This is a genomic window from Streptosporangium sp. CA-115845, assembly GCF_050943795.1.
GTDB lineage: Bacteria > Actinomycetota > Actinomycetes > Streptosporangiales > Streptosporangiaceae > Streptosporangium.
On the sequence record NZ_CP191988.1, the window covers coordinates 6,979,049 to 7,003,912 of the forward strand.

At 69.6% G+C, this 24,864-nt stretch carries 22 protein-coding genes, 1 other RNA gene and 2 pseudogenes; 11 read left to right on the forward strand and 14 right to left on the reverse strand.

The window, feature by feature from the left end:
- The 5 genes from ACQP0P_RS33355 (at nt 1) to ACQP0P_RS33375 (ending at nt 5,520) form a co-directional block, all read left to right on the forward strand.
- Nucleotides 1-666: a vWA domain-containing protein gene (locus ACQP0P_RS33355; RefSeq protein WP_433362535.1), complete on the forward strand. Its 666-nt coding sequence runs from the start codon at nt 1-3 to the stop codon at nt 664-666.
- Nucleotides 666-2,537, forward strand: a complete 1,872-nt coding sequence (locus tag ACQP0P_RS33360; protein ID WP_433362538.1) for a protein phosphatase 2C domain-containing protein — start codon at nt 666-668, stop codon at nt 2,535-2,537. Before ACQP0P_RS33355 ends, ACQP0P_RS33360 begins: the two co-directional genes overlap by 1 nt.
- A complete protein-coding gene (locus tag ACQP0P_RS33365; protein ID WP_433362541.1) occupies nt 2,534-3,637 on the forward strand; it encodes a hypothetical protein in 1,104 nt (367 codons plus the stop codon). Before ACQP0P_RS33360 ends, ACQP0P_RS33365 begins: the two co-directional genes overlap by 4 nt.
- 207 nt (nt 3,638-3,844) lie before the next feature.
- A complete protein-coding gene (locus ACQP0P_RS33370) occupies nt 3,845-4,915 on the forward strand; it encodes a PASTA domain-containing protein (RefSeq protein ID WP_433362544.1) in 1,071 nt (356 codons plus the stop codon).
- Nucleotides 4,912-5,520: a hypothetical protein gene (locus tag ACQP0P_RS33375; protein WP_433362547.1), complete on the forward strand. Its 609-nt coding sequence runs from the start codon at nt 4,912-4,914 to the stop codon at nt 5,518-5,520. Before ACQP0P_RS33370 ends, ACQP0P_RS33375 begins: the two co-directional genes overlap by 4 nt.
- 250 nt (nt 5,521-5,770) lie before the next feature.
- On the opposite strand, the gene ACQP0P_RS33380 is transcribed toward ACQP0P_RS33375, so the two are convergent.
- The 9 genes from ACQP0P_RS33380 to ACQP0P_RS33420 form a co-directional block, all read right to left on the reverse strand.
- Nucleotides 5,771-5,953 carry a hypothetical protein gene (locus tag ACQP0P_RS33380; RefSeq protein ID WP_433362550.1) on the reverse strand — a complete coding sequence of 61 codons (183 nt, stop codon included), beginning with the start codon at nt 5,951-5,953 and terminating at the stop codon, nt 5,771-5,773.
- A 220-nt stretch (nt 5,954-6,173) separates the two neighbouring features.
- On the reverse strand, nt 6,174-6,833 hold the full coding sequence (gene prfH / locus ACQP0P_RS33385) for a peptide chain release factor H (protein ID WP_433362553.1): 660 nt from the start codon (nt 6,831-6,833) through the stop codon (nt 6,174-6,176).
- Nucleotides 6,830-8,020 carry an RNA ligase RtcB family protein gene (locus ACQP0P_RS33390; RefSeq protein WP_433362556.1) on the reverse strand — a complete coding sequence of 397 codons (1,191 nt, stop codon included), beginning with the start codon at nt 8,018-8,020 and terminating at the stop codon, nt 6,830-6,832. The genes prfH and ACQP0P_RS33390 overlap by 4 nt, the downstream gene beginning before the upstream one ends.
- A gap of 631 nt (nt 8,021-8,651) precedes the next feature.
- Nucleotides 8,652-8,855, reverse strand: coding sequence for a hypothetical protein (locus ACQP0P_RS33395; protein WP_433362559.1), 204 nt, complete (start codon nt 8,853-8,855; stop codon nt 8,652-8,654).
- Nucleotides 8,856-8,990: 135 nt separating this feature from the next.
- Nucleotides 8,991-9,515: a hypothetical protein gene (locus tag ACQP0P_RS33400; protein ID WP_433362562.1), complete on the reverse strand. Its 525-nt coding sequence runs from the start codon at nt 9,513-9,515 to the stop codon at nt 8,991-8,993.
- A 441-nt stretch (nt 9,516-9,956) separates the two neighbouring features.
- Nucleotides 9,957-10,351: RNase P RNA component class A (gene rnpB / locus ACQP0P_RS33405), an RNA gene on the reverse strand.
- Nucleotides 10,352-10,667: 316 nt separating this feature from the next.
- On the reverse strand, nt 10,668-11,942 hold the full coding sequence (locus ACQP0P_RS33410) for a bifunctional RNase H/acid phosphatase (protein WP_433362564.1): 1,275 nt from the start codon (nt 11,940-11,942) through the stop codon (nt 10,668-10,670).
- Nucleotides 11,939-12,679 carry a zinc ribbon domain-containing protein gene (locus tag ACQP0P_RS33415; RefSeq protein ID WP_433362567.1) on the reverse strand — a complete coding sequence of 247 codons (741 nt, stop codon included), beginning with the start codon at nt 12,677-12,679 and terminating at the stop codon, nt 11,939-11,941. Before ACQP0P_RS33415 ends, ACQP0P_RS33410 begins: the two co-directional genes overlap by 4 nt.
- The gene (locus tag ACQP0P_RS33420) at nt 12,676-13,509 is read right to left on the reverse strand and encodes a Nif3-like dinuclear metal center hexameric protein (RefSeq protein WP_433362570.1); all 834 of its coding nucleotides are present in this window, start codon (nt 13,507-13,509) and stop codon (nt 12,676-12,678) included. Before ACQP0P_RS33420 ends, ACQP0P_RS33415 begins: the two co-directional genes overlap by 4 nt.
- 240 nt (nt 13,510-13,749) lie before the next feature.
- Here ACQP0P_RS33420 and ACQP0P_RS33425 point away from each other — a divergent pair, with 240 nt between their 5' ends.
- From ACQP0P_RS33425 to menC, 3 genes are all read left to right on the forward strand, one after another.
- Entirely contained in the window at nt 13,750-15,189 is a 1,440-nt protein-coding gene (locus tag ACQP0P_RS33425) for a flavin-containing monooxygenase (RefSeq protein ID WP_433362573.1), read from the forward strand.
- An 83-nt stretch (nt 15,190-15,272) separates the two neighbouring features.
- Nucleotides 15,273-16,310, forward strand: a complete 1,038-nt coding sequence (locus ACQP0P_RS33430) for a dipeptidase (RefSeq protein WP_433362576.1) — start codon at nt 15,273-15,275, stop codon at nt 16,308-16,310.
- 238 nt (nt 16,311-16,548) lie between these two features.
- Nucleotides 16,549-17,649 carry an o-succinylbenzoate synthase gene (gene menC, locus ACQP0P_RS33435; RefSeq protein ID WP_433362579.1) on the forward strand — a complete coding sequence of 367 codons (1,101 nt, stop codon included), beginning with the start codon at nt 16,549-16,551 and terminating at the stop codon, nt 17,647-17,649.
- Nucleotides 17,650-17,718: 69 nt separating this feature from the next.
- On the opposite strand, the gene ACQP0P_RS33440 is transcribed toward menC, so the two are convergent.
- Genes ACQP0P_RS33440 through ACQP0P_RS33450 form a run of 3 tightly spaced genes read right to left on the reverse strand, consistent with a single transcriptional unit; the run spans nt 17,719 to nt 21,391 of the window.
- The gene (locus tag ACQP0P_RS33440; RefSeq protein ID WP_433362582.1) at nt 17,719-19,194 is read right to left on the reverse strand and encodes an AMP-binding protein; all 1,476 of its coding nucleotides are present in this window, start codon (nt 19,192-19,194) and stop codon (nt 17,719-17,721) included.
- 12 nt (nt 19,195-19,206) lie between these two features.
- A complete protein-coding gene (locus ACQP0P_RS33445; RefSeq protein WP_433362585.1) occupies nt 19,207-20,187 on the reverse strand; it encodes an acyl-CoA dehydrogenase family protein in 981 nt (326 codons plus the stop codon).
- 31 nt (nt 20,188-20,218) lie between these two features.
- A complete protein-coding gene (locus ACQP0P_RS33450; protein WP_433362590.1) occupies nt 20,219-21,391 on the reverse strand; it encodes an acyl-CoA dehydrogenase family protein in 1,173 nt (390 codons plus the stop codon).
- A gap of 273 nt (nt 21,392-21,664) precedes the next feature.
- On the opposite strand from ACQP0P_RS33450, the gene ACQP0P_RS33455 reads away from it, so the two are divergent.
- Both ACQP0P_RS33455 and ACQP0P_RS33460 read left to right on the forward strand, forming a co-directional pair.
- Entirely contained in the window at nt 21,665-22,492 is an 828-nt protein-coding gene (locus ACQP0P_RS33455) for a sensor histidine kinase (protein ID WP_433362593.1), read from the forward strand.
- Nucleotides 22,493-22,509: 17 nt separating this feature from the next.
- Nucleotides 22,510-23,127, forward strand: coding sequence for a TetR/AcrR family transcriptional regulator (locus ACQP0P_RS33460; protein ID WP_433362596.1), 618 nt, complete (start codon nt 22,510-22,512; stop codon nt 23,125-23,127).
- 53 nt (nt 23,128-23,180) lie between these two features.
- Here ACQP0P_RS33460 and ACQP0P_RS33465 read toward each other — a convergent pair.
- A pseudogene (locus ACQP0P_RS33465) lies at nt 23,181-23,405 on the reverse strand (zinc ribbon domain-containing protein); the annotation flags it as partial.
- A 31-nt stretch (nt 23,406-23,436) separates the two neighbouring features.
- Between ACQP0P_RS33465 and tnpA the strand changes: the two are divergent.
- Nucleotides 23,437-23,867, forward strand: a pseudogene (tnpA, locus tag ACQP0P_RS33470) (IS200/IS605 family transposase).
- Nucleotides 23,868-23,880: 13 nt separating this feature from the next.
- Here tnpA and ACQP0P_RS33475 read toward each other — a convergent pair.
- A complete protein-coding gene (locus ACQP0P_RS33475) occupies nt 23,881-24,855 on the reverse strand; it encodes a DMT family transporter (protein WP_433362599.1) in 975 nt (324 codons plus the stop codon).
- Between the last annotated feature and the right edge of the window lie 9 nt (nt 24,856-24,864).

The window sequence follows — 24,864 nt, forward strand, 5'->3', positions numbered from 1 at the left end:
GTGTCCCACTCGATGCACGCCCCCCGCGAGGACGGCAGGCAGACTCCGTTCGACATCCTTTCCAACTGTGTCGGGGAGCTGCTCTTTCAGCTCGAGGCCGGTGATCCGGGGGTGAGCGAGGCCGCGCACGTGTCCATCGTGGCCTTCCATGACAGGGCCGACGTGGTGCTCCCACTCACCCGGCCCTGTGACGCGAGCAACATCCCCGCGCTGCCAAAGGGTGGTCAGACCAATTACGAGCAGGTGTTCCTGACCCTGCGGCAGCTCATCCAGGCCGACTGCGCCCGCCTGGCCGGGCAGTACCAGCTCAAGACCCCGGTGGTCTTCTTCATCACCGACGGCGAGCCCTTCGTCGGAAATGGCCGCCAGCCCGCCGAGGTCTGGCTGCCCGCCCGTGCCAGGCTGACCGACCCCGCGTTCCCGCACCGCCCGCACATCACGGCGATGGGCTTCGGCCAGGTCACCGAGCAGACCCTCTGCCAGGTGGCGACATCCTTCCGGAACAACCCGTTGGCGTACGTCGCGGACGAGTCGATCCAGGCGGTCAAGGTGGTGGCGGCGATAGCCCAGGCGGTCCAGGACAGCATCGGCAGCTCGATCAGGAATTCCGACTTCGTGATCCCGATTCCGGCCGGCATGCGCCGGCTCCCGTGCGGAGGCTCCTGATGGGCCCGCCGGGCCGGGTCCGTACCAGCGCGGTCGCCACCCTCGTCATCGGGTTCGCCCTCGCGGGCTGCAGCGGGTCCGGCGACTCGGGGCGGCAGATCATCGTCAACGCGCGGGCGGGAGAGCGTGAGCAGCTCGTCGCCGAGATCTACGCCGCCGCGCTCGACCGGGCCGACGTCGACGGCGTCGCCAAGAAGGTGGCCGAGGTCGCGGACTACGCGAAGCAGCCGGACGACGCACGGGTCGCCGTCGACTACGACCTCGACGTGCTCGTGGCCGCGTCGCCGGCCCCGTCGACGCCGGACGACCAGCGACTCCCCACAGCCCTCCCCGGGCACACACTCGTGAGCAGGACGGCGATCCAGAGCCGCGCGGTGCTCGCCGTGTCCCCCTCGCTGCGGCGGGACGTCCGGACGATTGCCGAATTCGCGCAGAAGTACCAGAACGACACGGCCCGTGTCACTGTCCTGGTCCCGCCAGAGTTCAGCGTGTTCAACCGGGCGCTGACCGACCGGGGACTCGCCGTCAGCAGTCAGGCCGACTTCGACGCCGCCCTGACACAGTCCGGTTTCACGGGAGGCGCGATCGTCCCGGCCGGCTCGAAGAAGGGGAACCTCGTCCCGCTCGAAGACCCGGACAATATCCTGCCCCCCCGGACGCTGAGCGTGTTCGCCAGCGACCAGGTCGCCAAGGGGGATCCGGAGGCCGAGCGGGTGCTCCAGGAGGTGACGGACGCGCTCACCCCGCAGGTCGTCGACCGTCTGCTCACCGAGGTGAGGAACAGCGGGAAGAGGCCGGCCGACGTGGCGAGGGACTGGGCGGGCGACAACGTGTCGACGTCGTCCGGGTTCCCGCTGGCACAGATGATCCTGGCCCTGTTGCTGGGCGGGGCGGCGGCGTTCACCGCGCTCTACCTCCTCGGCTGGCGTCCCGTGACGACCGCCGTGCGTGGGGGGAGGCAGCCGGACGTGGCGCCCCCCAATGCGCCGCGGTCCGCTGCCACGCAGGACACCCGCGTGGTCGTCGGTCCCGAGCCCAGGCGGATCGCCGTGCACCTGCCCTGGAGCACCACCTCGGCCGATGCCGGGCTTGCACTCGACGGAGGCCTGGTCAAGGGCACGACAGTGCGCGCCGCCACGGTACGGGGCCGCACGCACAGCTTCCGCGGCGAGACCCGGCAGGACGCGTACGGCGTGCGGCTCAGCAGCGACGAGCGCTGGGTCATCGCGGTCGTGGCCGACGGCCTGGGCAGCGCGCGCCACGCGGAGATCGCATCCACGGTCGCCGTCAGGGCCGCGCTGGACGGGATCGACTCCGCGTTGCGGTCCGGTGAACGCCCGCAGAGCTGGGACTGGAAATCCGTGCTCGCCTACGTGTCCGACACGGTCCGGCGGACCACCGAGTCCCTGGGCTCGCCGCGGCCGGGCACCAATACCGAACGCGCCCCTTCCGCACGGCCCGGGACCACTCTGACCGTGGCCGTCCTCCCTTCGGAGGGAGAGGGGCAAGCCGTGTGCGCCGCCGTCGGCGACTCCCCGGCCATCCTCGTCACCGGCGGCCAGTGGCAGGCGTTGGTGGGCGGGGGAGGAGGAGACAACGTGACGGCGGCGATCCCGGGCGACCTCGCCGACATCCAGGTCCAAATGTTCTCGTGGCGCGCGGGTGACCTGCTGGTGCTCAGCAGCGACGGCTTCGCCGCGGGCGTCGCGGGCGGCCGGACCCCACTGGCCCAGCGGCTGTCCCAGACCTGGCGCACGCCGCCGAGCCTGGTCGACTTCGTCCGGGAGGTCGACTTCCGCCTCTCCACCTTCGACGACGACCGGACGGTGGTCGCGATCTGGGCCGGACGCCACGATACGGCCGTGCCGTGACGGATCTTCCGATGATCGTCCGCGTCGGCGAGCTGACATTCACCGGTGAGGGGCCGGTGCTCCGCGACGGAGGGCAGACGGACGGACTGCGGCTCTGCATCGCCCCCGACCAGCGCACCTACCTGTTCAAGAGGTACAAGTCCGAGACCGCCGACGAGGTGCGCGTCCCCGCGCTGCATTCCATGATCCGCTGGCGCAGGGAGCTCCCGGACGAGGAGCGTGCGGTGCTGGACGGGAGGTGTGCCTGGCCGATCGCCGTCGTCGGCACGCCCGCCAGGGCCGAGGGCATCCTGATCAGGCTCGCCGAAAGGTCGATGTTCGAACAGCGGACCTCCGGCTCGGGCGAGGTGACCGAGACCCCGCGTCACCTCGACGAGCTCACCCGGAGTCCGGACCGTGCGAGGCGGATCGCGCAACGGTACGAGGTGAAGAAGGCGTACTACGAGCCGCCATACAAGCTGGCCGTGCTCGGTGAGCTGCTGGACACCGTCACCTGGCTGCACCAGCACGGGTACGCGGTGGGGGATCTGCAATTGCGCAACGCCGTCTTCACGATCGATCCGCGCCCCAAGGCGTACCTCCTCGACTGCGACTCCTGCGTGCCGCTCCTGGGTGAGGGCGCGATGCCTCCTGTCGACCCGGAGCAGTGGAAGCTTCCGGTGGAGCGGCGTGGGGTGGCCTTCGACGTGACCTCGGACCACTACAAGTTCGCCTGGGCGGTGGTGCGCTGCGTCCAGGAGACGGTCGAAACCTGGCAGCCGGATCCGGTGGTCCTCCGGAGGGTCATGCCGTCGGCCCTCGCCGACACGCTCATCGAGTGCAGCCGTACCCTGCCGCCGCCCGGTGTGCGGGAGCGGCTCCGAGAGGCGGCCGCGGTGTGGCCGAGGATGGTCATCGGGGAGCGGCTCTACGTCAACGTGGACGGCTTCATCAAGAAGCCCTGGCCGACGGGCGAGTCGGCCGTGACACCGGCCCCGATCACTGCCACGCCTCCGGGGCCGGCCACCTCGGCAGGTTCGGGAGGAAAAGTGAAGTGGGCGGTCGTGGCGGGGGCCGTGCTGATCGTGCTCTTCTTCCTCATCATCGCCCTGAGTAAGTGACCTCGTTCAAGGGGAGTGAATCAAATGTCAAGCACCAGCCGTGTCCCGGGCGTCATGACCGCATCCCCCGCGGAGTAGCCGATGCTTCGCCACCTCTCGATGCTCGCCGTGTCATTGGCCGTGTTCATAAGCCCGGTGCTACCGTCCCCCACGCCGACCGTGCCCGACGGCTGTGAGCCACCCGACGTACGGCGTCAGGAGCTCCAGGTGGCGATAGACACGCTTCGGAACGTGCCGGACGCGGACATCGACATTCAGGTGTTTCCCCAGACCCTCCTGCCGACCTCGACGTCCTACGTCATCGACTACGTGGTGGAAGACTGCTCGGCGGACCGTGGCATCGCCGCCCGGGACGACGTCGCCTACACGGTCGTCCTCACGGTCGGCCCGAAGGTCCCAGATGTGCAAGGTCTTTCCCGCACCGACGCTGAAACCGCTCTCGACGCCGCCGGCCTGGGCAAGGACCCGCAGCCGGCGAGCGCGAGCGCCGACTGGAAGGTCGCCGGCCAGGATCCGCCCGCGGGCCAACTGGTGAGCTTCGGCACGACCGTGCGAATAGACCTGCTCTCCCCGAATCCGCCCCCGTCCGAGATCACCACTCCTGCACCACCGCCCGTGAAGCCCGGGCCCCAGGTGACCGTGCCGTCGCTGATCGGACTCGACCCGGCAGCGGCCAGGCTGCAGCTCTCGGAGGCCGGCCTGGTGCTCCGCGTGGATCCCGATTCGCCCGGGACGGGGGAGATCCGCAGCCAGGATCCCGTGGCCGGCAGCCAGGTCTCCGAGGGCGCGACCGTGACGGTGTCGCTGCGGGAGGCGGTGACGGAGGCGCCAAACCCGGGCGGAGGTGGAAACGAGGGCGAAACGGGCCCTGGGGAGATCCCCGGGACCGACAATGGCTCCTCCTCACCGCTGATCCCCGTAGCGCTCGTAGGGATCGTGCTCCCGGGACTGGCAATCGCCCTCGTCCTCGTCCTCGTCGCCCGGACCCTGCGGGCCCGCCGTACCGTGCGAGGGAGCGACCCGCACCAGGCCCCGTCCCCGTCTCCGGCCCCGGCCCCGGCCCAAACCCTGCCGTATCCCCAGCTCCCATCTCAAATCCAGCCCCAGCAGGTGCCGTCGATCCACTGCGATCCGCACCCCGATCCCGCCCCGCGCCTGGAGATCCACCTGACCGGCTCTCCGCCGCCCGGCGCGGCCCCGTCCGCCCCGGTGCCGGACATTCGGGTGGAACTGTTCGCGGACCCCGGCCGCCAGGAACTGAGAGAGGTCGTATCGTGACAGTCCACATCGAAACCGAGCCGGGCACCGCCGATCTCCTGCTCTTCCCGGACCCGAGGGACGCGGCGGCGGAGCTGTCGCGGGCCCTCGACGCGCGCCGCACACTCGAGCAGGTCGAGGACGGCACCCAGCGAGCGGGCTCGGCCTTCCGCGGCGCGCTCAACGGCAGGGTCGCCGACGCGGGCGGCGAACTGCTGCGCGGCATCGAGCTGGGCACGGTCCTGCTCGGCGGCTGGCTGCAGTACCGGGAGCTGGGGCTCGCCGCACGCAGGAGCGTCGAACAACCCGGAAGCACCGAAATAGTGCGCCTGACCGGACATACGATCACGTCAAAGCACGCCCCCTACGTCGACGTGTACATCGAGGGTCAGTACGTGGCCCGCATCGGCTTCGGCATCGACCTGGAGTTCGGCGTCGGCCTGCTCCAGGCGAGCATTCGCAACGGTCGCCTGATGAGCCTGCGCGCGGGCGACTGCACGGCGAGCATAACGTGGAGCGTGGAGGGCTTTCCGGTGGCCCAGAACACGGCGAGACTCACCATGCCGCTCCAGCTCAGGCTCGGTGACGGGATCCTCCTCAGTGGAGCGGGCGCACCGCAACCATGACTGAACTTCGTGGCCGGCGTCATCCGCCGCCTTCGCATCTCGATCCAGCGGGTCGTGGGAAGCCGCCGGATCGGGTCGGTCGAGACGAAGGCCGGCACCGGCACGACACTCTCCAGGTCCGCGGGCTCCTATCCAGGTTCTGCACGTCTCAGGGCGTCGAGGGCCTTCTCCGGGCCGCTCGGATCCCACAGCCATTGCCCCCGCTCAGTCCACCACGGGGTCCTGGCAGGTGAGATACGGGCGTTCCTGGTCAAGCCACTCCTGGCTCAACCTGGCCCCCGTGGTCAGCTCGTCCGATCTCGGCGAGCGTGAACGGTTTCCCGTCATCGGGGACGACAACGGTCCAGCAGATGGCATTCTCCAGCCAGTGATCCTTGAGCAGACGCCGGTAGTAGCCGTACACGTCGGAGCCCGCAGGCCGCCCATCGCTCATGTCGTGAAACTCCGTCACTTCAGGTGAATGGAGTTCAAGATCTTCGCAGACGGGTGAGACAAGATCAGGAACCGGGCAACGAACCGATCCAGAGCTACCACGGGTGCATCGTCAGGGCCGACCGACGAAGGCTCGGACCTTCCGGTCCGTGGGGAAAGGCAGTCAGAAGCCGATAGCAAAGACTGGCAGCTCAGAACGTAGGGCATGGTCGGGTGAACCGTCACGGTCGTCGGCGCGTCTGCTCCTGTGAAGCCAGGTCCTGCTTCGGCGTTTCCGGGCGTTCGATACGGGTGGGGTCGCCGCGTACGAGCTCATCGTGGACGCGCCGGCGGGCGGTGGTGACGGCGCGCCCCGCCGTCTCGTCGCCGTCCTCGATGCGCTGTCGCAGCAACCGCATGGCGATGCGGCGGTTGAGGCTGAACTGCCGCTCAGTGTCGACCACGACGACGATCCCCGAGGGCCGGTGGGTCGCCCGTACCGCCGTGCTTGCCTTGTTTCGATGTTGACCGCCGGGGCCGCCGGTGCGGCAGGCGACGATGTCGACGTCCGCCTCCGTGAACGTCGTGCGCGGGGTGTCGACCTGGCACGGTTGGGCGATGACGTACCAGTTCTTCCGGCCGGTGCCGGCCCGGTACGGGCTGGGAGCCTGCCAGCACAGGGTTCCGGTCCACGAGGCGGCGAACGCCTCGGCGCCGGCTCCCGAGATCCGGATCAGGACCGATCGGTAGGTGTCGGGCCGGTCACCGGGAACGGCCTGGGCCCGATGGGTCTCCAGGTTCTGCCGGGTGGCGTCGGCTTCCAGGCGGCGCAGCAGCCGGGCCAGCGCCCAGGCGCACTCTTGCGGGCCACGCCCGGCCGACAGGAGCAGGTGGACGCTCACCGCGCGCCTCGCTTGCGGCGCTGGTCCCGCCGGGGGGTGGATCCGAGGTCGGGTGTCTTGTAGGTGACCAGAGGGATCGTGGTGGCCACGGGCGTGGCCAGGTCATGGTCGACGAGGTCGGCGATCACCTGCTCGATGCGCTTGTAGGCCGTCGGCGCCTCCTCGAAGAGCAGCCGGCGGTCTCCGCACACCACCAGCGACCCCACCGGTGTGCGACGCAGTTCCTCGACCGTGTGCTTGGCCCGGCCCCGGCGCAGGGCGTCCGCACGCGACATCTTGCGGCCCGCGCCGTGCGCGACGGAATGGCCGGCGTCCGGCCCGGCGTGGGCGGCCACGAGGTAGGAGGGGGTGCCTCGCGTACCGGCGATGAGCACGTCGCGGCCGTCACCCGGCGCTGCCCCCTTGCGGTGCAGGTAGACCCCGTCGCGAACCTCGACCAGGTTGTGGCACTGGTCGACGAGCGGCTCGGTGGGCTCGGCCCCCAGGGCATGGGCGACCCGGGCGGCCAGCAACCGCCGGTTGAGCGATCCCCAGCGTACGGCGTCGTCATGCATCGCCAGGTAGGCGCCGGGATCAGGGGCGGGGCCCGCGCCGTGGACCGCGGTGTGCGCCCGCAGGATCCGTTCGCCCAGCCCCCGGGAACCGCTGTGGACGATGAGAACCAGGTCGCCGTCGGCGAGCCCGAGACGGCTCGCGTGGCCCGGCTCAAAGACGGTCCCGATCCGCGCCAGCTCGACGAAGTGATTGCCCCGGCCGACCGTCCCGAGGCCCTCGACGTGACCGGCGGGGATATCGCCCTTCACAACGGCCCAGGCCGGGTCGTCGGCATCCTGCTCGGGATCCAGCGCGCGATCGAGGTCGGGGAAGCGTGTGGCGAGCTTCTCGGGTACGGCGCGCTTGAGCTTCATGGGGAACACGGCGATGCCGCACCCGATGTCGGAGCCCACCAGGAACGGGTACAGCACGGTCGACGCCATGGCGGCGCCGATCGGGGCGCCCTTGCCGGGGTGCAGGTCCGGCATGGCGGCGACGTGCGTCATGCCGTCGAGGGCGGCCACCTGGTGGCACTGCGCGAGGGCGTCGGACTCGATCCAGCTCGCGGAGGAGGCGAACACGGTGACGGTGGCCGGCCCCATGACCGTGGTGGACGGCAGCGGGGACTCCTGCCGGGAGTGTTGCTGAGACAAAAAGGCTCTCTTCCCTCAAAGGGGTATGGGGTGACAGCATTGCGGGGCGCGTCGGCGCCGTGGCATCTCGGAGTGGCGGGGTGCTGTCCGTCAGAGCGTCATGGACACCACGTTCCCCGAGCCCACCACGCGAGGCAACCGGTTTTCGGTCGTACGGGCCTGTATGCCGGCACTCACCGCCATCTCATGACGTGTGCATTGCCGCAGTCGACACGCTGGAGAACACGGCGGATGCGTGTACTCTCATGCCGCGACCTCATGGTTAAGTCGCGCCGGCGGAAGGCGTCGACTCGTACCGCTAATGGCTGAGTTGCTGGTGACGACCTGACGAAACATCTCCAAGATCGTCCCGCGCTTGTTCCGTGACCTTTGACCTACGGCTGCATATGACGGCAATCGGCTACATGTGATCGTTAAAAGGGGGGCGGGCTGAGCCCCAGGTCAAGAGCTAAGTGGCTGACCAGAACAGTGCCCCGGCATGATTCGAACATGCGACACCCGCCTTAGGAGAGCGATCACTCATCCGGCAAGACACCTGCTCTGACCTGCGAGAATCTCTCGATCAACAATCACCCGGAACATGATCGTTCCATGACCTCTCCGGGCCGGCGGTCGCTCGCAGCCGGTCCGATCACTCCTTCTTGGAATCCGTGGCCGTGGAATCACTGTGAGGGGAAGCACTTCGAAGCTCCTCGATCAGCGGCCAGAACGGGCTGCCCTCGTCAATCTCGATGCGCTGATCCTTGTCGATGATCTTCGCGTTCGATGTGTCGTCCTCCCCGGCCGGCGTGGTGACCGATCGCCTCGCCTTCTCCAGGTCGTCACGGTCGGCCATGTGGACTCCGACTGTGAGCACCAAAACGACGCTCAGAACGAACATCAGCCAGGAGCGCCGTGCCCGTCCAGGCCCGAATCTCAGCGGATCCTTCTTGATCACCTGTCTCCTCCACCATGTCACGGGCCGGGCCGGTCACAACGTGGCGTCCTCCCAGTGCGGGGTATGCGATTCGATGTCCTCCGGCACGCGAATCCGCCCGTCCACGAGAACAAGTGGCGCGATCTCGGCGCTCTCGTGGAAGCGCAGATAGCCGACGAAGGATTCGACACCGCCGGCATTCGCGCCGACCGAGCACCGGCCGAGCCAGTCCAGCAGTGTCCGGAGCCGGTAGAAGTCGCCGGGATGGAGTTCTTGGCGTACCGTCAGCGCCCAGCCGTCCGATCGCTCTCGCGCGACCAACTCGGCGACGAGCGCGCCCCCCACCCGCCAGGCAGCGCCGCGCCGCGCGAACACGGGCTCCGCCTCCGCGTCCTCCCACTCGCAATCGGGGTCGTCGGGATCACCGAGTGGATAGGTTTCCACGTATCTGTCAGTGCCGATCGGCAGCCGCTCAGGTCGTGGCCCTTGCCCCACATGCCACCGCAGCTCGGCGAGCTCGTCGTCGGTCACGTCAGCACGGATGTCCACCGACAGCACGAGTTCATAGATGTCCCCCATCGGCACACCGTACCGTCACAACGCCCTGAGAGATCATTCTGTGAGGAGTTCACACAGGACGTGACCGTCACGGTCGGCCTGTGCTCTCTGACCTTCGGCAGGTTTCAAAGATCCCAGAAAGCCCTCCCATGACCCGTCCCCCTTGGGTCGAACCTCCACAGCACGAGGGGAGGACCAGTTGCTGTATGGGCACGAAAAAGGCCCTCCGAGGTGATCCCGGAGGGCCTTTGACCTGCTGTGCGGCCGGAGGTACTCGAAACCCCAACCTTCTGATCCGTAGGGAAGGGCGGATGCCTCGTCAGCGGCGTCTCACCCTGCTCAGGTGGTGGTTGCGGATCGGTGGAGGGTGATCCTGTAAGGCGGTGTTGCTGTATCGGCTGCTGTACGGCCCCTTTGATCTTGCCCGATCAAAGCTTCGCCGCAGGTCAGAGAAGGACAGGGCGGACGAGTCGGCCTGTAGGCCGGGTTTTGTCCCTCACTTGCGTGAGGAGGCGACCATCCATCTAGGGCCGACGTTGCCGGCGGCCTCAAGCGGTCTACCCGCGCGGCTCGGGCGGGCAGCCCTCAAGCGTCGCGCGCGGGACGCTCCGGAGAGCGCCCCTTCTTGACCTTGCTCCGGGTGGGGTTTACCGAGCCGCCCACGTCACCGTGGGCGCTGGTGGTCTCTTACACCACCGTTTCACCCTTACCTCCCCGCGAGGGGAGGCGGTCTGTTCTCTGTGGCACTGTCCCGCGGGTCACCCCGGGTCGGCGTTACCGACCACCCTGCCCTGTGGAGCCCGGACCTTCCTCGGCGGATCTCCGAAGAGACCCGACGCGGCCGCCCGGCCGGCTCGTCCGCCGTGTTCCAAGCCTAACGGGTCCCAAGTGGACTCCAACCGAACGGCAAGTCGGCTGCGCTGAAATATGAATCAAGCGGGACGGGACAGACGAGCGTCAGGGGAAAGCGATGAGAGCAAGGATGACCGGTCCCGCGCGCTGCCGGGATCCGCACCGGTGTGATGGGATACGGCCATCCCACCGGGGGTGGACACACGCACCGATGCGGGAGGCGAGTGTCGGCCGTCTCCCGCATCGGGTTCGATCGTCGGCCGGAGGCCCGGCACCGTACCGCCCTTCGCGCCGAGATCCTTCGGACCCGAAACCGCCGGTTCAGCGCAGGTGGGAGGTGTCGTTGAACGCCTTCACCACCGCCGGACCGTCGGCGTAGTACTCGATCAGGGACAGGGCTGACAGGTCGAGATGCATGCGATACAGCGCGCTGAGGGGAGCGAGCAGCGCGAATCGCAGCAGCATCTTGATCGGCGTGACGTGGGAGACGGCGAGGATCGTCTTACCCTCGTAGCGCTCGATCAGCAGGTCCCCGGTCGCCTGGACCCGCCGCGCCGCCTCCCCGAAACTCTCCCCACCCGGCGGCGCGGCGGACGGGTCCGCCAGCCACGCGGCGAGCTCGTCCGGCCAGCGACACTGGATCTCGGTGAACGTGTGGCCCTCCCAGTCGCCGAAGTCGGTCTCCCGCAGACCCTCCTCGACGACGACCTCAAGACCGGTCCTGGCCGCGACGATCTCCGCGGTGGCACGGGCACGCCTCAGCGGTGAGCTGACGATCACCTGGATGCCGTACGACTCCCCCGCCAGCCTGGCGGCGGCGGCCTCGCCCTGGGCTATGCCGTTGGGCGTGAGTTCGGGATCGCCGAGCCCGGAGAACCTGCGCTCGACGGAGAGCGGCGTCTCACCGTGCCGGAGCAGGTACAGCGAGGTCGCGACCGAGGTGGGCGGGCGCCAGCCGGTGCCGCGCCCGGTGGACACGGCCGTCCGTCCCGCCGGCTCCCGGATGACGACACCGCCACCGGAATCACCGGCGCCGAGGTCATCGGTGTCGAAGAGGAGAAGGTCCTCGGCGGGGCCCCCACCGGTGAGGGTGGCGGCGGCACCGCTCCCGGAGACAGCGGTCCCGGAGGCGCCGATCGCTCCCCCGACGGGAGCGGAGGAAGCCGAGGCGATCCAGGTGCGGCCCTTGGCCGCGGCGTCCATCGCCTCGTTGGCCAGACGGTCGGCGTCCTTGTTCTTCTCGCGCGGGATCCAGCGCCAGGTCACCTTCAGGCGCCTGGCAAGGGCCGCGGCCTGTAGGGCGAGCGGGCGCAGGCCCTCGTTCTTGACCTTCCACCGGCCGGCCATCTGCTCGATGACCAGCTTGGAGTCCATCCGGACCTCGACCTTCGCACCGTCTCCGGCCAGGGCCAGCAAACTGGTCAGGCCGGCGATGAGCCCGCGGTACTCGGCGACGTTGTTGGTCTGGGTGCCGATCGACTCGGCCGTCTCGGCCAGCACCTGGCCGTCGGCGGCGTCCTTGACGACGGCACCGTAGCCGGCCGGCCCGGGGTTGCCCCGCGAGCCGCCGTCGGCCTCCACAACGTACGAGGTCACAGGCCGGACTCCGCGGTGCGGACCAGGATCCGGCGGCACTCCTCGCAACGGATGACCTCGTCGTGGGAGGCGGCCTTGATGCGGTTGATCTCGGCGATGGACAGGCTGGTGCGGCAGCCGAGGCAGCGGCCGCCCTGGAGCATCGCGGCGCCCACCCCGAACTGCTCCCTGAGCTTGCCGTAGAGGGCGAGCAGGTCGGCCGGGATGTCCTTCTCGACCTCGGCCCGCCTGCGCTGGACCTCGTCCTTCTCCTTGTCGATCTCGGCGAAGACCGCGTCCCTGCGGTCCTCGGCGACGCCGCGGGTGCCCGTGAGCTCGTCGCGCTCGGCCACCAGCTTGGCGACCTGTGCGTCCGCCGCCTCGCGGCGCTCCATGATCTCCAGCACCACGTCCTCCAGGTCGCCCTGCCTGCGCGTCAGGGAGGCGATCTCCGACTGGAGGCTGGCCAGGTCCTTCGGCGAGGAGACCTGTCCGGAGTCGAGGCGCTTCTGGTCGCGTTCGGCGCGGATGCGGACCGAGTCGACGTCGGCCTCGGCCTTGGTCTGCTCGCGGGCGAGGTCGCCGGACTCGGTCTCGGCGGCGATCACCTGGGTCGCGATGCGGGCGACGCGAGCGGAGAGCTCGTCGATCTGGGCCAGCTCGGGCAGGGTGCGGCGGCGGTGGGCCAGCCGGTCGAGGGCGGAGTCGAGTTCGGCCAGGTCAAGCAGACGCTTCTGGGCCGCAGGGGCTGCTTTCACGTGAAATCCTCGCACTTTGCTGTTGTTTTCCAGGCGTCCGTGACCGTCTCGGAAACGCGCGTCTCAACAGTAATCCCCCTGGCGGCCGATGCGGACGCCAGATGGTGCGCCGCGTCGGCGAGCCACGGCCACTCGGTGGCCCAGTGGGCGGCGTCGATCAGCGCGGGGCCGTCGGCCTCCATGAACTCGCTCGCCGGGTGGTGGCGCAGGTCCGCGGTGAGGAAGACGTCGACCCCGGCGGCGCGGGCCACCCCGAGCAGGGAGTCTCCGGACCCTCCGCTGACCGCGATCCGCTGGACGGGGCGGCCGGGGTCTCCGGCGACCCGCAGGCCGCCCGCCGTGGCGGGAAGCCCGCGCGCGGCCTGCCGGGCGAACTCGGCGAGGGGGACGGGGACGGGCAGCGAGCCGATCCGGCCCAGGCCGCGCCTGGGGTCGTCGGCCGCGGGCATGAGCGGGACGAGCGGCCCGGTCAGGCCGACGGCGCGGGCAAGCGCGTCGGAGACGCCGGGATCGGCGACGTCGGCGTTGGTGTGGGCGGTGAAGAGCGCGACATCGTTCCTGATCAGCGTGTGGATCAGGCGGCCCTTGAAGGTGGTGGCCGCGACGCTCGTGGTGCCGCGCAGGTAGAGCGGGTGGTGGGTGACGATGAGGTCGGCGCCCCAGTCGAGGGCCTCCTCGGCGACGGCGGCCACCGGGTCGACCGCGAACAGGATCCTGCGTACCTCCGCGGCGGGGTCTCCGCAGACGAGTCCGACCGCGTCCCACGACTCCGCCCAGCGTGGGTCGTAGCGGGATTCCAACTCTGTGACGATGTCGGCAAGCGTAGGCACCCGCGCAGACTATCGGCCTATTCCCCGGCGCGAACGGATCACCTAATGTAAGTGGATACTGACCCATGGGGGAGCAGTTGATTCCAGTATTTATTCCAGTATTTGTCGCATATGAAGAGGTGTGGAGTTGGGGAGACGTGGACGCAGGCGGCAGCCGGAGCTTGGGGACGTCCACCAGCGCCTGATCCTTGCCGGCATCGGGGACCGCTGCCGCGACAACACCGACCCGGGGGCGTGCGCATGAGTCCGAAGATCGCGATCATCGGTGCCGGATTCGGCGGGCTGTGCATGGCCATCCAGCTGGAGAAGGCCGGCATCCGCTCGTACACGATCTTCGAGAAGGGGAACAACGTCGGAGGCACCTGGCGCGACAACACCTATCCGGGGGCGGGCTGCGACATCCCCTCACACCTGTACTCCTTCTCCTTCGAGAAGTACTCCAGCTGGACGCGCCGCTTTCCCGAACAGCCGGAGATCCTGGGCTACCTGGAGAGGTGCGCCGACAAGTACGGCGTGCGACCCCGCCTCCGGCTGAACACCTCGGTCGTCGCCGCCGTCTTCGAGGAGTCGCTGGGGAAGTGGCGGGTCCGCACCACGGCCGGGGACGAGCTGTTCGACGTGGTGGTGTCGGCCGTGGGACAGCTCAACCGCCCCCGATTGCCTGACATTCCGGGAATGTCAACGTTTAATGGCACGGCTTTCCACTCCGCCCGCTGGGACCATTCCTTCGATCTGACCGGCCGGCGGGTGGCCGTGATCGGCAGCGGGTCCTCGGCGGCGCAGCTGATCCCGAAGGTCGCCGAGGTAGCCGATCACCTGGACGTCTTCCAGCGGACGCCCAACTGGGTGATCCCCAAAGCGGACGCCGTCTTCGGCTCCGGTGCCAGGGCCGCCTTCCGTTACGTGCCGTTCCTGCAGCGCGCCTACCGCGAGTGGATCTACCGGTACGCGGAGATCGCCCTCTACCCGGCCCTGGCCGGAGGCTGGAGCTCCGACCCGATCCGCAAGCGCGCCCTGGAACACCTGCACGCCCAGGTCCCCGACCCGGTGCTGCGGGCCAAGCTGACCCCGGACTACCCGGTCGGCTGCAAGCGGATCGTCGCCGACAGCAAGTTCTATCCCGCGCTGACCCGCCCCAACGTGGACGTCGTCACCGACCGGATCACCCGGATCGTCCCCGCCGGTGTGGAGACCGCCGCCGGACTTCGCGAGGCCGACGCGATCGTCTACGCGACCGGCTTCGAGACCTCCGACTTTCTGGTTCCCATCCAGGTCACCGGGCGCGGCGGCCGGCACCTGGCCGAGGAGTGGCAGGACGGCGCGGAGGCGTACCTGGGCATCGCCGTACCGCACTTCCCCAACCTGTTCCTGCTGTACGGCCCCAACACCAACCTCGGCCACAGCTCGATCGTCTTCATGATCGAGTGCCAGGTCCGGTACGTCATGGGCTGCCTGCCGCAGCTGGCCGCGCGCGGGCCGATGGAGGTCAGGCTAGAGACGATGGCCACCTGGCGGCGGAGCCTGGAGGCGGCCATGGAGCGCATGGTCTGGCAGGCGGGCTGCACGAGCTGGTACAAGAACGAGACCGGCCGGGTGACCAACAACTGGCCGGGCACGACGACCTCCTACCGCCGCATCACCGGCGCCCCGGACCCGGACGCCTTCCACTTCGCGCGCTGACCCACACTCCCCCGCGAGACGCGGGAGGTGAAGTGCCGATACCGTCGTGGCGAACGAGAGCCGTACGCGCAGAAGGGCCCGCTGTGTCCGCCGACCTCCACCGCGACTCCGTGGTCGCCGATACCCACAACGACCTGCTGATGGCCGTCACCGCCAGACCCCCTGCCCGGTGGGCGTCGTTCTTCCGCGAGCGCTGGCTGCCCCAGCTGCGCGAGGGCGGGGTGAACCTCCAGGTACTGCCGGTCTTCATCGACGACCAGTACCGCCCCGAGGGCGCGCTCCGGCAGACACTGCGCATGATCGAGTGCGCCCACGTGCTGGCCGAGGGCAACGCCGACGCCGTACGGCTCTGCCTGGACGGCGCGCAGATCGACGAGACGCTCGCCCAGGGCAGGATCGCCCTGGTCCTGGCGCTGGAGAGCATGCCCGGCCTGGATTCGGCCGTCGAACTGGTGGCCACGCTGCACCGGCTGGGCGTGCGGGTCGCCTCGATCGCGCACTGGGGCCGTACCGCGCTGGCCGACGGCAGCGGCGAGGACGCCACCGGCAGCAGGCTCACCGCGGCGGGGGTGGAGACGGTCCGGGAGATGGAACGGCTCGGCATGATCTTCGACATCTCCCACCTGGGCGCCTCAGGGGTGGGGCACGTGCTGGAGCTGGCGAGGAGGCCGGTGATGGCGACCCACTCCTCGGCCCGCGCGCTCCGCGACCACCACCGCAACCTGACCGACGACCAGATCCGCGCCGTCGCCGCCACCGGCGGCGTGGTCTGCGTCAACTTCCTGCCCGCCTTCCTGACGGAGGACGTCACCGAGTACACGGTGGACCGGCTGGTCGACCACATCGAGCACGTGGTGAGCGTCGGCGGGATCGACCATGTGGGGCTCGGTCCGGACTTCATCCGCGAGGTCATGCACGACGTCACTCCCCCGTGCTGCGAGGAGCCCGGCTACAGCGGCGTCGACGTCGGCGCGACCCTGCCCGGACTGTCCGGCCCGAGCGGCCTGCCCCTGGTCACCGACGCCCTGCTCAAGCACGGCTTCGCCGACGAGGAGATCGTGAAGATCATCGGCGGCAACGTGCACCGGCTGTTCCGCGCCGAGCTGGGCAGGCCCGCCTGAGCCTCGCGGGGGCATGAGCCGAGATGGGACGGGGTGGCGGCCTGCCCGGCAAGGGGGTGATCGGCTTCGGCCGTAAGACGGGCCACCTCGTGGAGCGGCGGCCCCCAGACGGGCATTCCCGACGCGGGAGCGCCCCCGGCACGACGAACACCCGGCACGACGCCCGACACGACGCCCGACACGACGATGACGCCCGGCACGACAATGGAACCCGGTGCGACGAATGGGAGAAGGAAGCTTGAAGATCACCGGGATCGAGGTGAGGCGGGTCGCGATGCCGCTGGTCACGCCGTTCCGTACCTCCTACGGCACGGAGACCGAACGCGACGTGCTCCTGCTCCGCGTGGTCACCCCCGAGGCGGAGGGCTGGGGCGAGTGCGTGGCCATGTCCGACCCGCTCTACTCCCCCGAGTACGTCGACGCCGCCGCCGACGTGCTGCGCCGTTTCCTCATCCCGGCCCTGCCCGCCCGTGCCGACGTCCACGGCGTGGGCCGCGCGCTGCAGCCCTTCAAAGGCCACCGGATGGCGAAGGCGGCCCTGGAGAGCGCGGTCCTGGACGCCTGGCTGCGCGCGTCCGGCCAGTCCCTCGCCTCCTTCCTCGGCGCCACCGCCGACCGCGTCCCCGCCGGGGTGTCGATCGGGATCATGAACTCCGTCCCCGAGCTCCTGGACACCGTCGCGGGCTATCTCGACGAGGGCTACGTCCGGATCAAGCTCAAGATCGAGCCCGGCTGGGACCTGGCAGCGGTCCGCGCGGTACGGGAGCGCTTCGGCGACGACCTGCTCCTCCAGGTCGACGCCAACGCCGCCTACACCCTCACCGACGCACCCCACCTGGCCAGGCTGGATCCCTTCGGCCTGCTGCTCATCGAGCAGCCGCTGGCCCACGACGACATCGTCCAGCACGCTCAACTCGCGAAGAGGATCGCCACCCCGATCTGCCTGGACGAGTCCATCGAGTCGGCCGCCGACGCGGCCGCCGCCATCTCGCTGGGCGCCTGCTCCGTGATCAACGTCAAGCCCGGCCGGGTCGGCGGCTACCTGGAGGCCCGGCGCATCCACGACCTGTGCCGCGCCCACGGCGTCGCCGTCTGGTGCGGCGGCATGCTGGAGACGGGCGTCGGCCGCGCCGCCAACGTCGCCCTGGCCGCCCTGCCCGGCTTCACGCTGCCCGGCGACCTCTCCGCCTCCCGCCGCTACTACACGACGGACATCACGCCGCCCTTCGAGCTGAGCGACGGCCATCTGGACGTCCCCGGCGGACCCGGCATCGGCGTCGAGCCGATCCCCGGCGTGCTGCGGGAGGTCACCACCTCCACCGAGTGGATCACCCGCTGACGCTGCTTTCCACGACAAGGGGCGCGAGCGCGTGGCCGGAATCCCGAGGCGAGCCGTGGACGCTGGAGGTCAGGAGGCCAGATACTCCTCCCTGACCTTGGAGCGGGAGAGCTTCCCGGTGGGCGTGCGGGGCAGCTCGTCGCGGAACTCGATGACCCTGGGGTGCTTGAAGCGGGCGATCCGCGGGCCGAGGTGTTCCAGCAGCTCCTCGACCGGGGGGCGGGGGCCGGGCACCGGCTGGATCAGGGCGACCACCCGGTGGCCCCACTCCTCGTCGGGCACGCCGATCACCACGACGTCGGCGACCGCCGGGTGCTCCAGGATCGCCGCCTCGATCTCCGCGGGGTAGATGTTCACCCCGCCGGAGATGATCAGATCGGTGCGGCGGTCACAGAGGAACAGGAAGCCGTCGGAGTCCATGAAGCCGATGTCACCGGGGGCGTACCAGTCACCGCGCATGCTGGCGGCGGTCTTCTCCGGGTCCTTGCGGTACTCGAAACCGCCGGTGCCCGACCTGACGTAGATCATGCCGGGCTCGCCCGCGGGGAGCTCCTCCCCGTCCGCGCCGAGGATCCTCGCCTCGAAGGTCGGGGCCGGGCGGCCGACCGTGCCGGGACGCTCCAGCCAGTCGTGCGGCTTGACGGAGAAGGCGATGGCCGTCTCGGTGGAGCCGTAGTACTCGTACAGCACCGGCCCCCACCAGTCCATGATGCCCTTCTTGACCGCCACCGGGCAGGCCGCGCCGGTGTGCATCACCTGCCGCAGCGACGACACGTCGTAGCGCGCCCTGACCTCCGCCGGAAGCTGCAGCATCCGGTGGAACATGGTCGGCACCATCAGCGCGTTGCCGACCCGGTACCTGTCGACCAGCTCCAGGATGGCCTCCGGCTCGAATCTGGGCGCGATCACCAGGGTGTGCCCGAGGTGGAGGGCGAACATGGTGTGCGCGCACGGCGCGGAGTGGTACATCGGCGAGGTCACCAGGTGGATCTCGTCACCGGCCCGCAGGTCGCAGACCTCGCCCAGGAACCAGGTGTAGAGCGGGGCGGTCACCTCCGGCTCGTGGCTGGAGAGCGGGCGCTGCACGCCCTTGGGGAACCCGGTGGTGCCCGAGGTGTACCACATGACGCCGCCGCCCGAGCGGTCGTCAGGGGCGGTCGTGGGCTGCCCCTCGGCCAGCTCGGCCACGCCGACGGCCTTCTCGACGGAGTACGACGGATCGGCGACCACGATCCGGGCGTCGCAGTCGGTCAGGATGTAGTCGATCTCGGCGGCCGTGAGGTGCCAGTTGACCGGTACGTAGTACATCCCCACCTGCCCGGTGGCCATCAGCATGACCACCGCGTCCATGCCGTTGGGCAGCACTCCGGCGACCACGTCGCCTCGGCCGAGCCCGCGGGCCCGCAGGCCGTGTGAGACCTGGTTGACCGTGGCCAGCAACTCTCCGTAGGTCGTCACGGCGCCGTCGAGGTGGATCAGCGCGCGGCGGCCGGGATCGGCCTCGGCGATCCGGTAGAAGGTGGGTAGCCCGCTGATGTCGGCCATGGACGTTCCTCCTCAGAGCTCCAGCAGTTCGGCGAGGCGGGTACGGTGCGTGCGGGGCGTGCCCAGCAGCACCTCGTCGGCCTTGGCCCGCTTGTAGTAGAGATGCGCGTCGTGCTCCCAGGTGAAACCGATGCCGCCGTGCAGCAGGAGGTTGTCCCGGGCCACCTCGAAGCAGGCCCTGCCGACGTAGGCCTGGGCGAGCGCGGCGGCCGAGGAGAGCTCGTCGGGCGCCTCGTCCGCGGCCCAGGCCGCGTAGCGGACTATCGACTCGGCCTGCTCCAGCTTGCAGTGCATGTCGGCGAGCCGGTGCTTGACGCCCTGGTAGGAGCCGATGAGGCGGCCGAAGGTCACCCGGAGCTTGGCGTAGCCGACGATGGCGTCCAGCGAGGCGCGCAGCACGCCGAGCTGCTCGGCGGCCACCGCGACCGCGAACAGGTCCCTGGCCCTCGCCACGCCCTCCGGCGACGAGGCGATCTCCTCACCCGTGCCCAGATCCACCTTCGCCTGCCTGCGGGTGATGTCCAGGGTGGTCAGCGGGGTGCGGTCACCGCCTCTGACCGCCAGGACCCGCGACCCCTCGATCGCCAGGACCACGTCGGCCTCGGCACCGTTGAGCGCGCGGCCGCCGTCGAGGGCGACGGTCGCGAGCGTGCTCCCCGCGGCGATGCCGGGCAGCAGTTCCTTGTCGCCCACCTCGGTCAGCAGGATCGTGGCGAGGGTGGTGGCCAGGAAGGGGCCCGGCAGCAGCGCCGCGCCGGTCTCCTCCAGGACCACCGCGAGCTCGGCGTACCCGGCCCCCGCGCCACCGTGCTCCTCACCGACGACGAGGCCGGCGAGCCCGAGCTCACCGTTGAGCCTGCGGTAGACCTCGGGGTCGTGGCCGGTCTCGGATTCGACGGCCCGCCGGACCTCGGGCAGCGGCGAGGCGGAGGCGAGGAAGGCACGGACCGCGCCGCGCAGTTCCCGCTGCTCCTCGGTGAGCACGAGTTTCATGTGTTTCCGCCTTTCCGCGCGAGCCCGGAGGTCACCCGTTCACCTTGAGATCCTTGAACGGCACGTTCTTGTCCACCCGCGGCTCGGGCGGCAGGTTGAGCACCCGGTCACCGATGATGTTGCGCATGATCTCGTTGGTGCCGCCGCCGAGGGCCATGGCGGGAGCGAGTGAGACGGCCTCGGCCAGCCGCCCACCACCCTCCTCGTAGGCGACGGCCCCCGGCCCGGCCAGCGAGGTGGCGAGGTCGGCCTGGAACATGGTCAGCTCGGCCAGCAGCAGCTTGGCCGCGCTGCCTCTGGCCCCGGGGAAGACGCCGGCCTTGGTCTCCTGGGAGAGGCGCTCGTTGAACAGGGCGAGCGCGCGGGAGCGGATGTGCAGTTCGACGAGCTGGTCCCTGACCACCGGGTCGGCGGTGTCGGCGGTGTGGCGCAGCACCTCGAAGGCGACCGGGTTGTCCTTGCGGCCACCCATGCCGACGCCGCTGGAGATGGACAGGCGCTCGTGCAGGAGTGTGGTGACCGCGCAGCTCCACCCGTCGTTGACCTGGCCGACCAGGTTCTCCGCGGGGATGTGCACGTCGTCGAAGAAGATCTCGTTGAAGTGGGCGCGGCCTGTCATGTCCCGCAGCGGGCGGACCGTGACGCCGGGGGCGCGCATGTCCACGATGAACATCGACAGGCCCTTGTGCTTGGGCGCGTCCACGTCGGTACGGGTGAGCAGCAGCCCGTAGGAGGCGTGCTGGGCGACCGAGGTCCAGACCTTCTGCCCGGTGACCGTCCAGCCGTCCTCGGCCGGGGTGGCCCGGGTCTGCAGGGCGGCGACGTCGCTGCCGGCGCCGGGCTCGGAGAAGAGCTGGCACCAGATCTCCTCGCCACGCAGCAGCGGACGCAGGTGCCTGGCCTTCTGCTCGGGGGTGCCGAGGTCGACGAGGGTCGGCCCGCACATCCCGAGTCCTATGGAGAAGACGTAGGTCGGCAGCGTGAACCCCGCGGCCTCCTCGGCGAAGGCCCGCTCCTCCGCCTGGGTCAGCCCCTGGCCGCCCCACTCGCTCGGCCAGCCGATCCCCGAGTAGCCCGCGTCGTACATGCGCGCCATGAAGACCTTCGCGGCGGCGACCCCACCCGCGTCCGGGGTGGTCTCGGCGTCTCCGGCGTTGGCCTCCAGCCAGGTCCTGGCACGCCGCCGGTACTCCTGAAGATTCATGTCCGCTCCAATCAGTGCTCACTTACTCTAGCCAGCGCCCGATCAGCCGTACAGAGCAATGATCTACAGGGGGAGGTGAAAGGATATTTGCCCCTTCTTGGCCATCAATCACCAGGAAACGGCAACTAATCCGTTTAGTGGCTCTATTTAGCGCCGAGGAGTGAAGTGTTCGCGGGGAACGCGCGGTCGGTACACCGTCGGCTGACGCTCACCGCCGTCACGACAACCATCGTGATAGGCGGCGCCGCCTTCACGATCGTGACACTCAGGGCCGTGAAGACGGCACTCGTGCAGGTCAAGGCGATCAGACGCGAGCTGGAGGAGATCACCGCGACCGACATCGGCCGCCGGGTGCCGGTGCCGGCCGCGCGGAACGAGATCAGGCAACTGGCCGAGACGATCAACCAGACGCTGGACCGGCTGGAGGCTTCGGCCGAGCAGCAGCGCAGGTTCGCCTCCGACGCCTCGCACGACCTGCGCAGCCCGCTCACCGCCATGCGCGCCCAGGTGGAGGAGGCGTTACGCTACCCCGACGACGTCGACTGGACGGCGAAGGCCCACGCGATGCTCGCCAGCCTGGACCGGCTTCAGGCGATCGTCTCGGACCTGCTGACACTGGCCAAGCTCGACTCCGGGGTGCCCGCCCATTACGAGCGGATCGACCTGGGCGTGCTGGTCTGCGACGAGCTGGACAGGCACCGGCGCAACGTCCGGATCGACAGGGAGCTGCAGCCGGGGGTGGCGATCACCGGCGACCGGCTCCGGATGGCCCGGCTGCTGACGAACCTGCTGGACAACGCCGAACGGCATGCCGACTCCAAGGTCTTGGTGAGCGTGACCAGGGACGACGGAACGGCCGTCGTGGAGGTGCTCGACGACGGCGCCGGGATCGCGCCCGAGCAGCGGGAGCTGGTCTTCCAGCGGTTCGCCCGGCTGGACGCCTCCCGCAACAGGGACGAGGGAGGCACCGGACTGGGACTCCCCATCGCCAGGGAGATCGCCCGCACCCACGGCGGCATCCTGAGGCTGGAGGACAGCGTCCGGGGCGCGCGGTTCGTCCTGCGGATCCCCCTGCACCCCGACCAGGGCGGCGCCCCCTGACCCGCTAGGGTTCCCTTGTGGCAAGGGGATTTGGGCGATTACGTCGTGAAGATCTGCTCCGAACCGCCTGCGATGTCATCGCGGCCCAGGGGTTCGGTCACACCCGAACCGCGGACATCGCGCAGGCGGCCGGCGTCAGCCAGGCGCTGCTCTTCTACCATTTCGAGACCAAGGAGAAGCTGTTCGCCCAGGCCTTCTCCTACGCGGCCCAACTCCGTCTGGACGCGCTCGCCAGGATGGAGGAGTCGGGCGGCTCACCCCTCGACCGGCTGCGGGCCCTGCTCAGGTTCTATCCCCCCGGCGGAAAGACCACGTCGTGGGCCCTGTGGATCGACGCCTGGGCCGAGTCGATGCGCAACTCCGAGCTTGAGGAGACGTCCCGCAGGATCGACACGCGGTGGAAGGAGGCGCTTCACGCGATCATCGACGACGGCGTCGAGGCGGGGGCCTTCGTCTGCGCGGACCCCGAGGGCTCGACCTGGCGGATCATGTCTCTCATCGACGGCCTGGCCACCCAGGTGACGGTGCACAGGCGGCTGCTCTCCCGGGCGCGCATGACCGAGTTCATCCAGACGGCCGCCGCGGCGGAACTGGGCCTCTCCCCCGCCGAACTGAGGTCAGCTTCTCAGCCCTGAAGAACTGAGCTTGCAGCTCCTCGCCGTCGGTGGCTTCGACGGTCTGGTCCGCGTCAGGCAGCGTGACTCACTGCCCAGCTTGTGACACCGCGTGCGGCGATGTTACGAGCTGCGTTGACGTCGGCGTGCTCAGCGAAGCCGCACGACGTGCAGGCGAAGGTGGCCTGGTCGGGCCGGTTCTTCTTGTCGATGTGCCCGCAGGCCGAGCAGCTTTGCGAGGTGTAGGCCGGGTCCACGTACACCACAGCGACACCGGCACGGGCCGCCTTGTAGGCGACGATTCACCTCGAACACTTTAGCGTTGGGTCCATGTCACCGAGATGGGAACCGAACCCCGATACAAGAAGAGGTAGAAGCGTTGTTAGCGCGCTTCATGCGCATTTGGTCTTCGTCCCGAGGTATCGGCGGGGGGAGGGGGCACCGACGAGATCCTGCGCCGCTGCGAAGACATCATGATCGAGGTGTGCGACAGCTTCGGGGCGGAGTTGGTCGAGTTCAACGGCGAGGAAGATCACGTACACCTGCTCGTGCACTACCCACCCAAGGTCGCCCTCTCGACCCTGGTCAATTCCCTCAAGGGCGTCTCGGCCCGCCTGCTGCGCAAGGAGTACTCCGCGCACATCCGCAAGTATCTGTGGGGCGGCCATTTCTGGTCACCGTCCTACTTTGTCGCCTCCCGTGGTGGCGCACCCTTGAGCATCATCAAGGGGTACATCGAAGACCAGAGACGCCCGGGCTGAGCCGCTCGACGGCCTACCGGTCACCGCACCGCTCGGGCCCTGGCGGCCCTGCCGTGCTGTCGTTTCCTCCCGGGCGTGAAATGCCCGGGATTCCACGCCAGATCACGCTGAACAGCCCCCCGGGCAGCACGACCAGGAGCATGGCGAGGGCGATCAGCCCTCCGCCGAGGAAGACGCTCGGGGTGAGCGACTCCCCGTACAGCGCGACGGCCAGGACGGTCACCCAGAGCGGCTGTGTGGACAGGATCACCGTGGCGGGCACCGGCGGCACGTGGACCTGGCCCCACGAGCGGGCCAGAAAACCCAGCGCGCAGGCCACGATCGACAGGTGGCCGAGGATCACCCAGTCGACCGGCGTGGCGGGCAGGGTCAGACCGCCCGGCAGGGCGAGGACGCCCGTCATGACGGCGATGGCGCCGAGCTGGATGACCGTGACCGCATAGGCGTGTCGCCGCGCCTCGGCGGAGTTGCCGAGCACCAGCGTGTGGGCCGCGTACAGGACGGCCGACACCAGGGTGGCGACCAGCGCGGGCGGGGAGATGTCACCCTCCACGCCCTTCAGCAGGGTGAACACGGTCATCGCGACGGTCGCCAGCGCCACCGCGGCCCAGATCCTGGCCGAGGTCCTGGCGCCGAGCAGGACCAGCCCGAGGACCGGGGTGATCACCACGTACGAGCCGACCGTGAACCCCGAGACCGACGAGGGCAGGTCGTGCAGCGAGACCGCCTGGACCGTCTGGCCGACGCCGAACAGCAGGCCGAGCAGGATGCCGATCAGCCAGGTGCTCTCGGAGAGCCCTCGCAGGCTACTCGGGCGGAGCGCGACCAGCACCACCGTGGCGATGCCGTACCGCTCGGCGAGAAGGTCCGCCACGGGCATGCGGACGATGAGGTCCTTCATCAGCGGAAAAGCCGACCCCCAGGCGGCGCTGACGAAGGTCAGGAGCGCGATTCCCAGGAGGGGCCGGGGGGCTGCAACCACTGCCATAGTCGAAGG

Coding starts and splice junctions, on each gene's coding strand:
- ACQP0P_RS33360 (WP_433362538.1), top strand. CDS start 666: ATGGGCCCGCCGGGCCGGGTCCGTACCAGCGCGGTCGCCACCCTCGTC.
- ACQP0P_RS33380 (WP_433362550.1), bottom strand. CDS start 5,953: ATGAGCGATGGGCGGCCTGCGGGCTCCGACGTGTACGGCTACTACCGG.
- ACQP0P_RS33395 (WP_433362559.1), bottom strand. CDS start 8,855: ATGGCCGACCGTGACGACCTGGAGAAGGCGAGGCGATCGGTCACCACG.
- ACQP0P_RS33400 (WP_433362562.1), bottom strand. CDS start 9,515: ATGGGGGACATCTATGAACTCGTGCTGTCGGTGGACATCCGTGCTGAC.
- ACQP0P_RS33425 (WP_433362573.1), top strand. CDS start 13,750: ATGAGTCCGAAGATCGCGATCATCGGTGCCGGATTCGGCGGGCTGTGC.
- ACQP0P_RS33440 (WP_433362582.1), bottom strand. CDS start 19,194: ATGGCCGACATCAGCGGGCTACCCACCTTCTACCGGATCGCCGAGGCC.
- ACQP0P_RS33445 (WP_433362585.1), bottom strand. CDS start 20,187: ATGAAACTCGTGCTCACCGAGGAGCAGCGGGAACTGCGCGGCGCGGTC.
- ACQP0P_RS33450 (WP_433362590.1), bottom strand. CDS start 21,391: ATGAATCTTCAGGAGTACCGGCGGCGTGCCAGGACCTGGCTGGAGGCC.
- ACQP0P_RS33475 (WP_433362599.1), bottom strand. CDS start 24,855: ATGGCAGTGGTTGCAGCCCCCCGGCCCCTCCTGGGAATCGCGCTCCTG.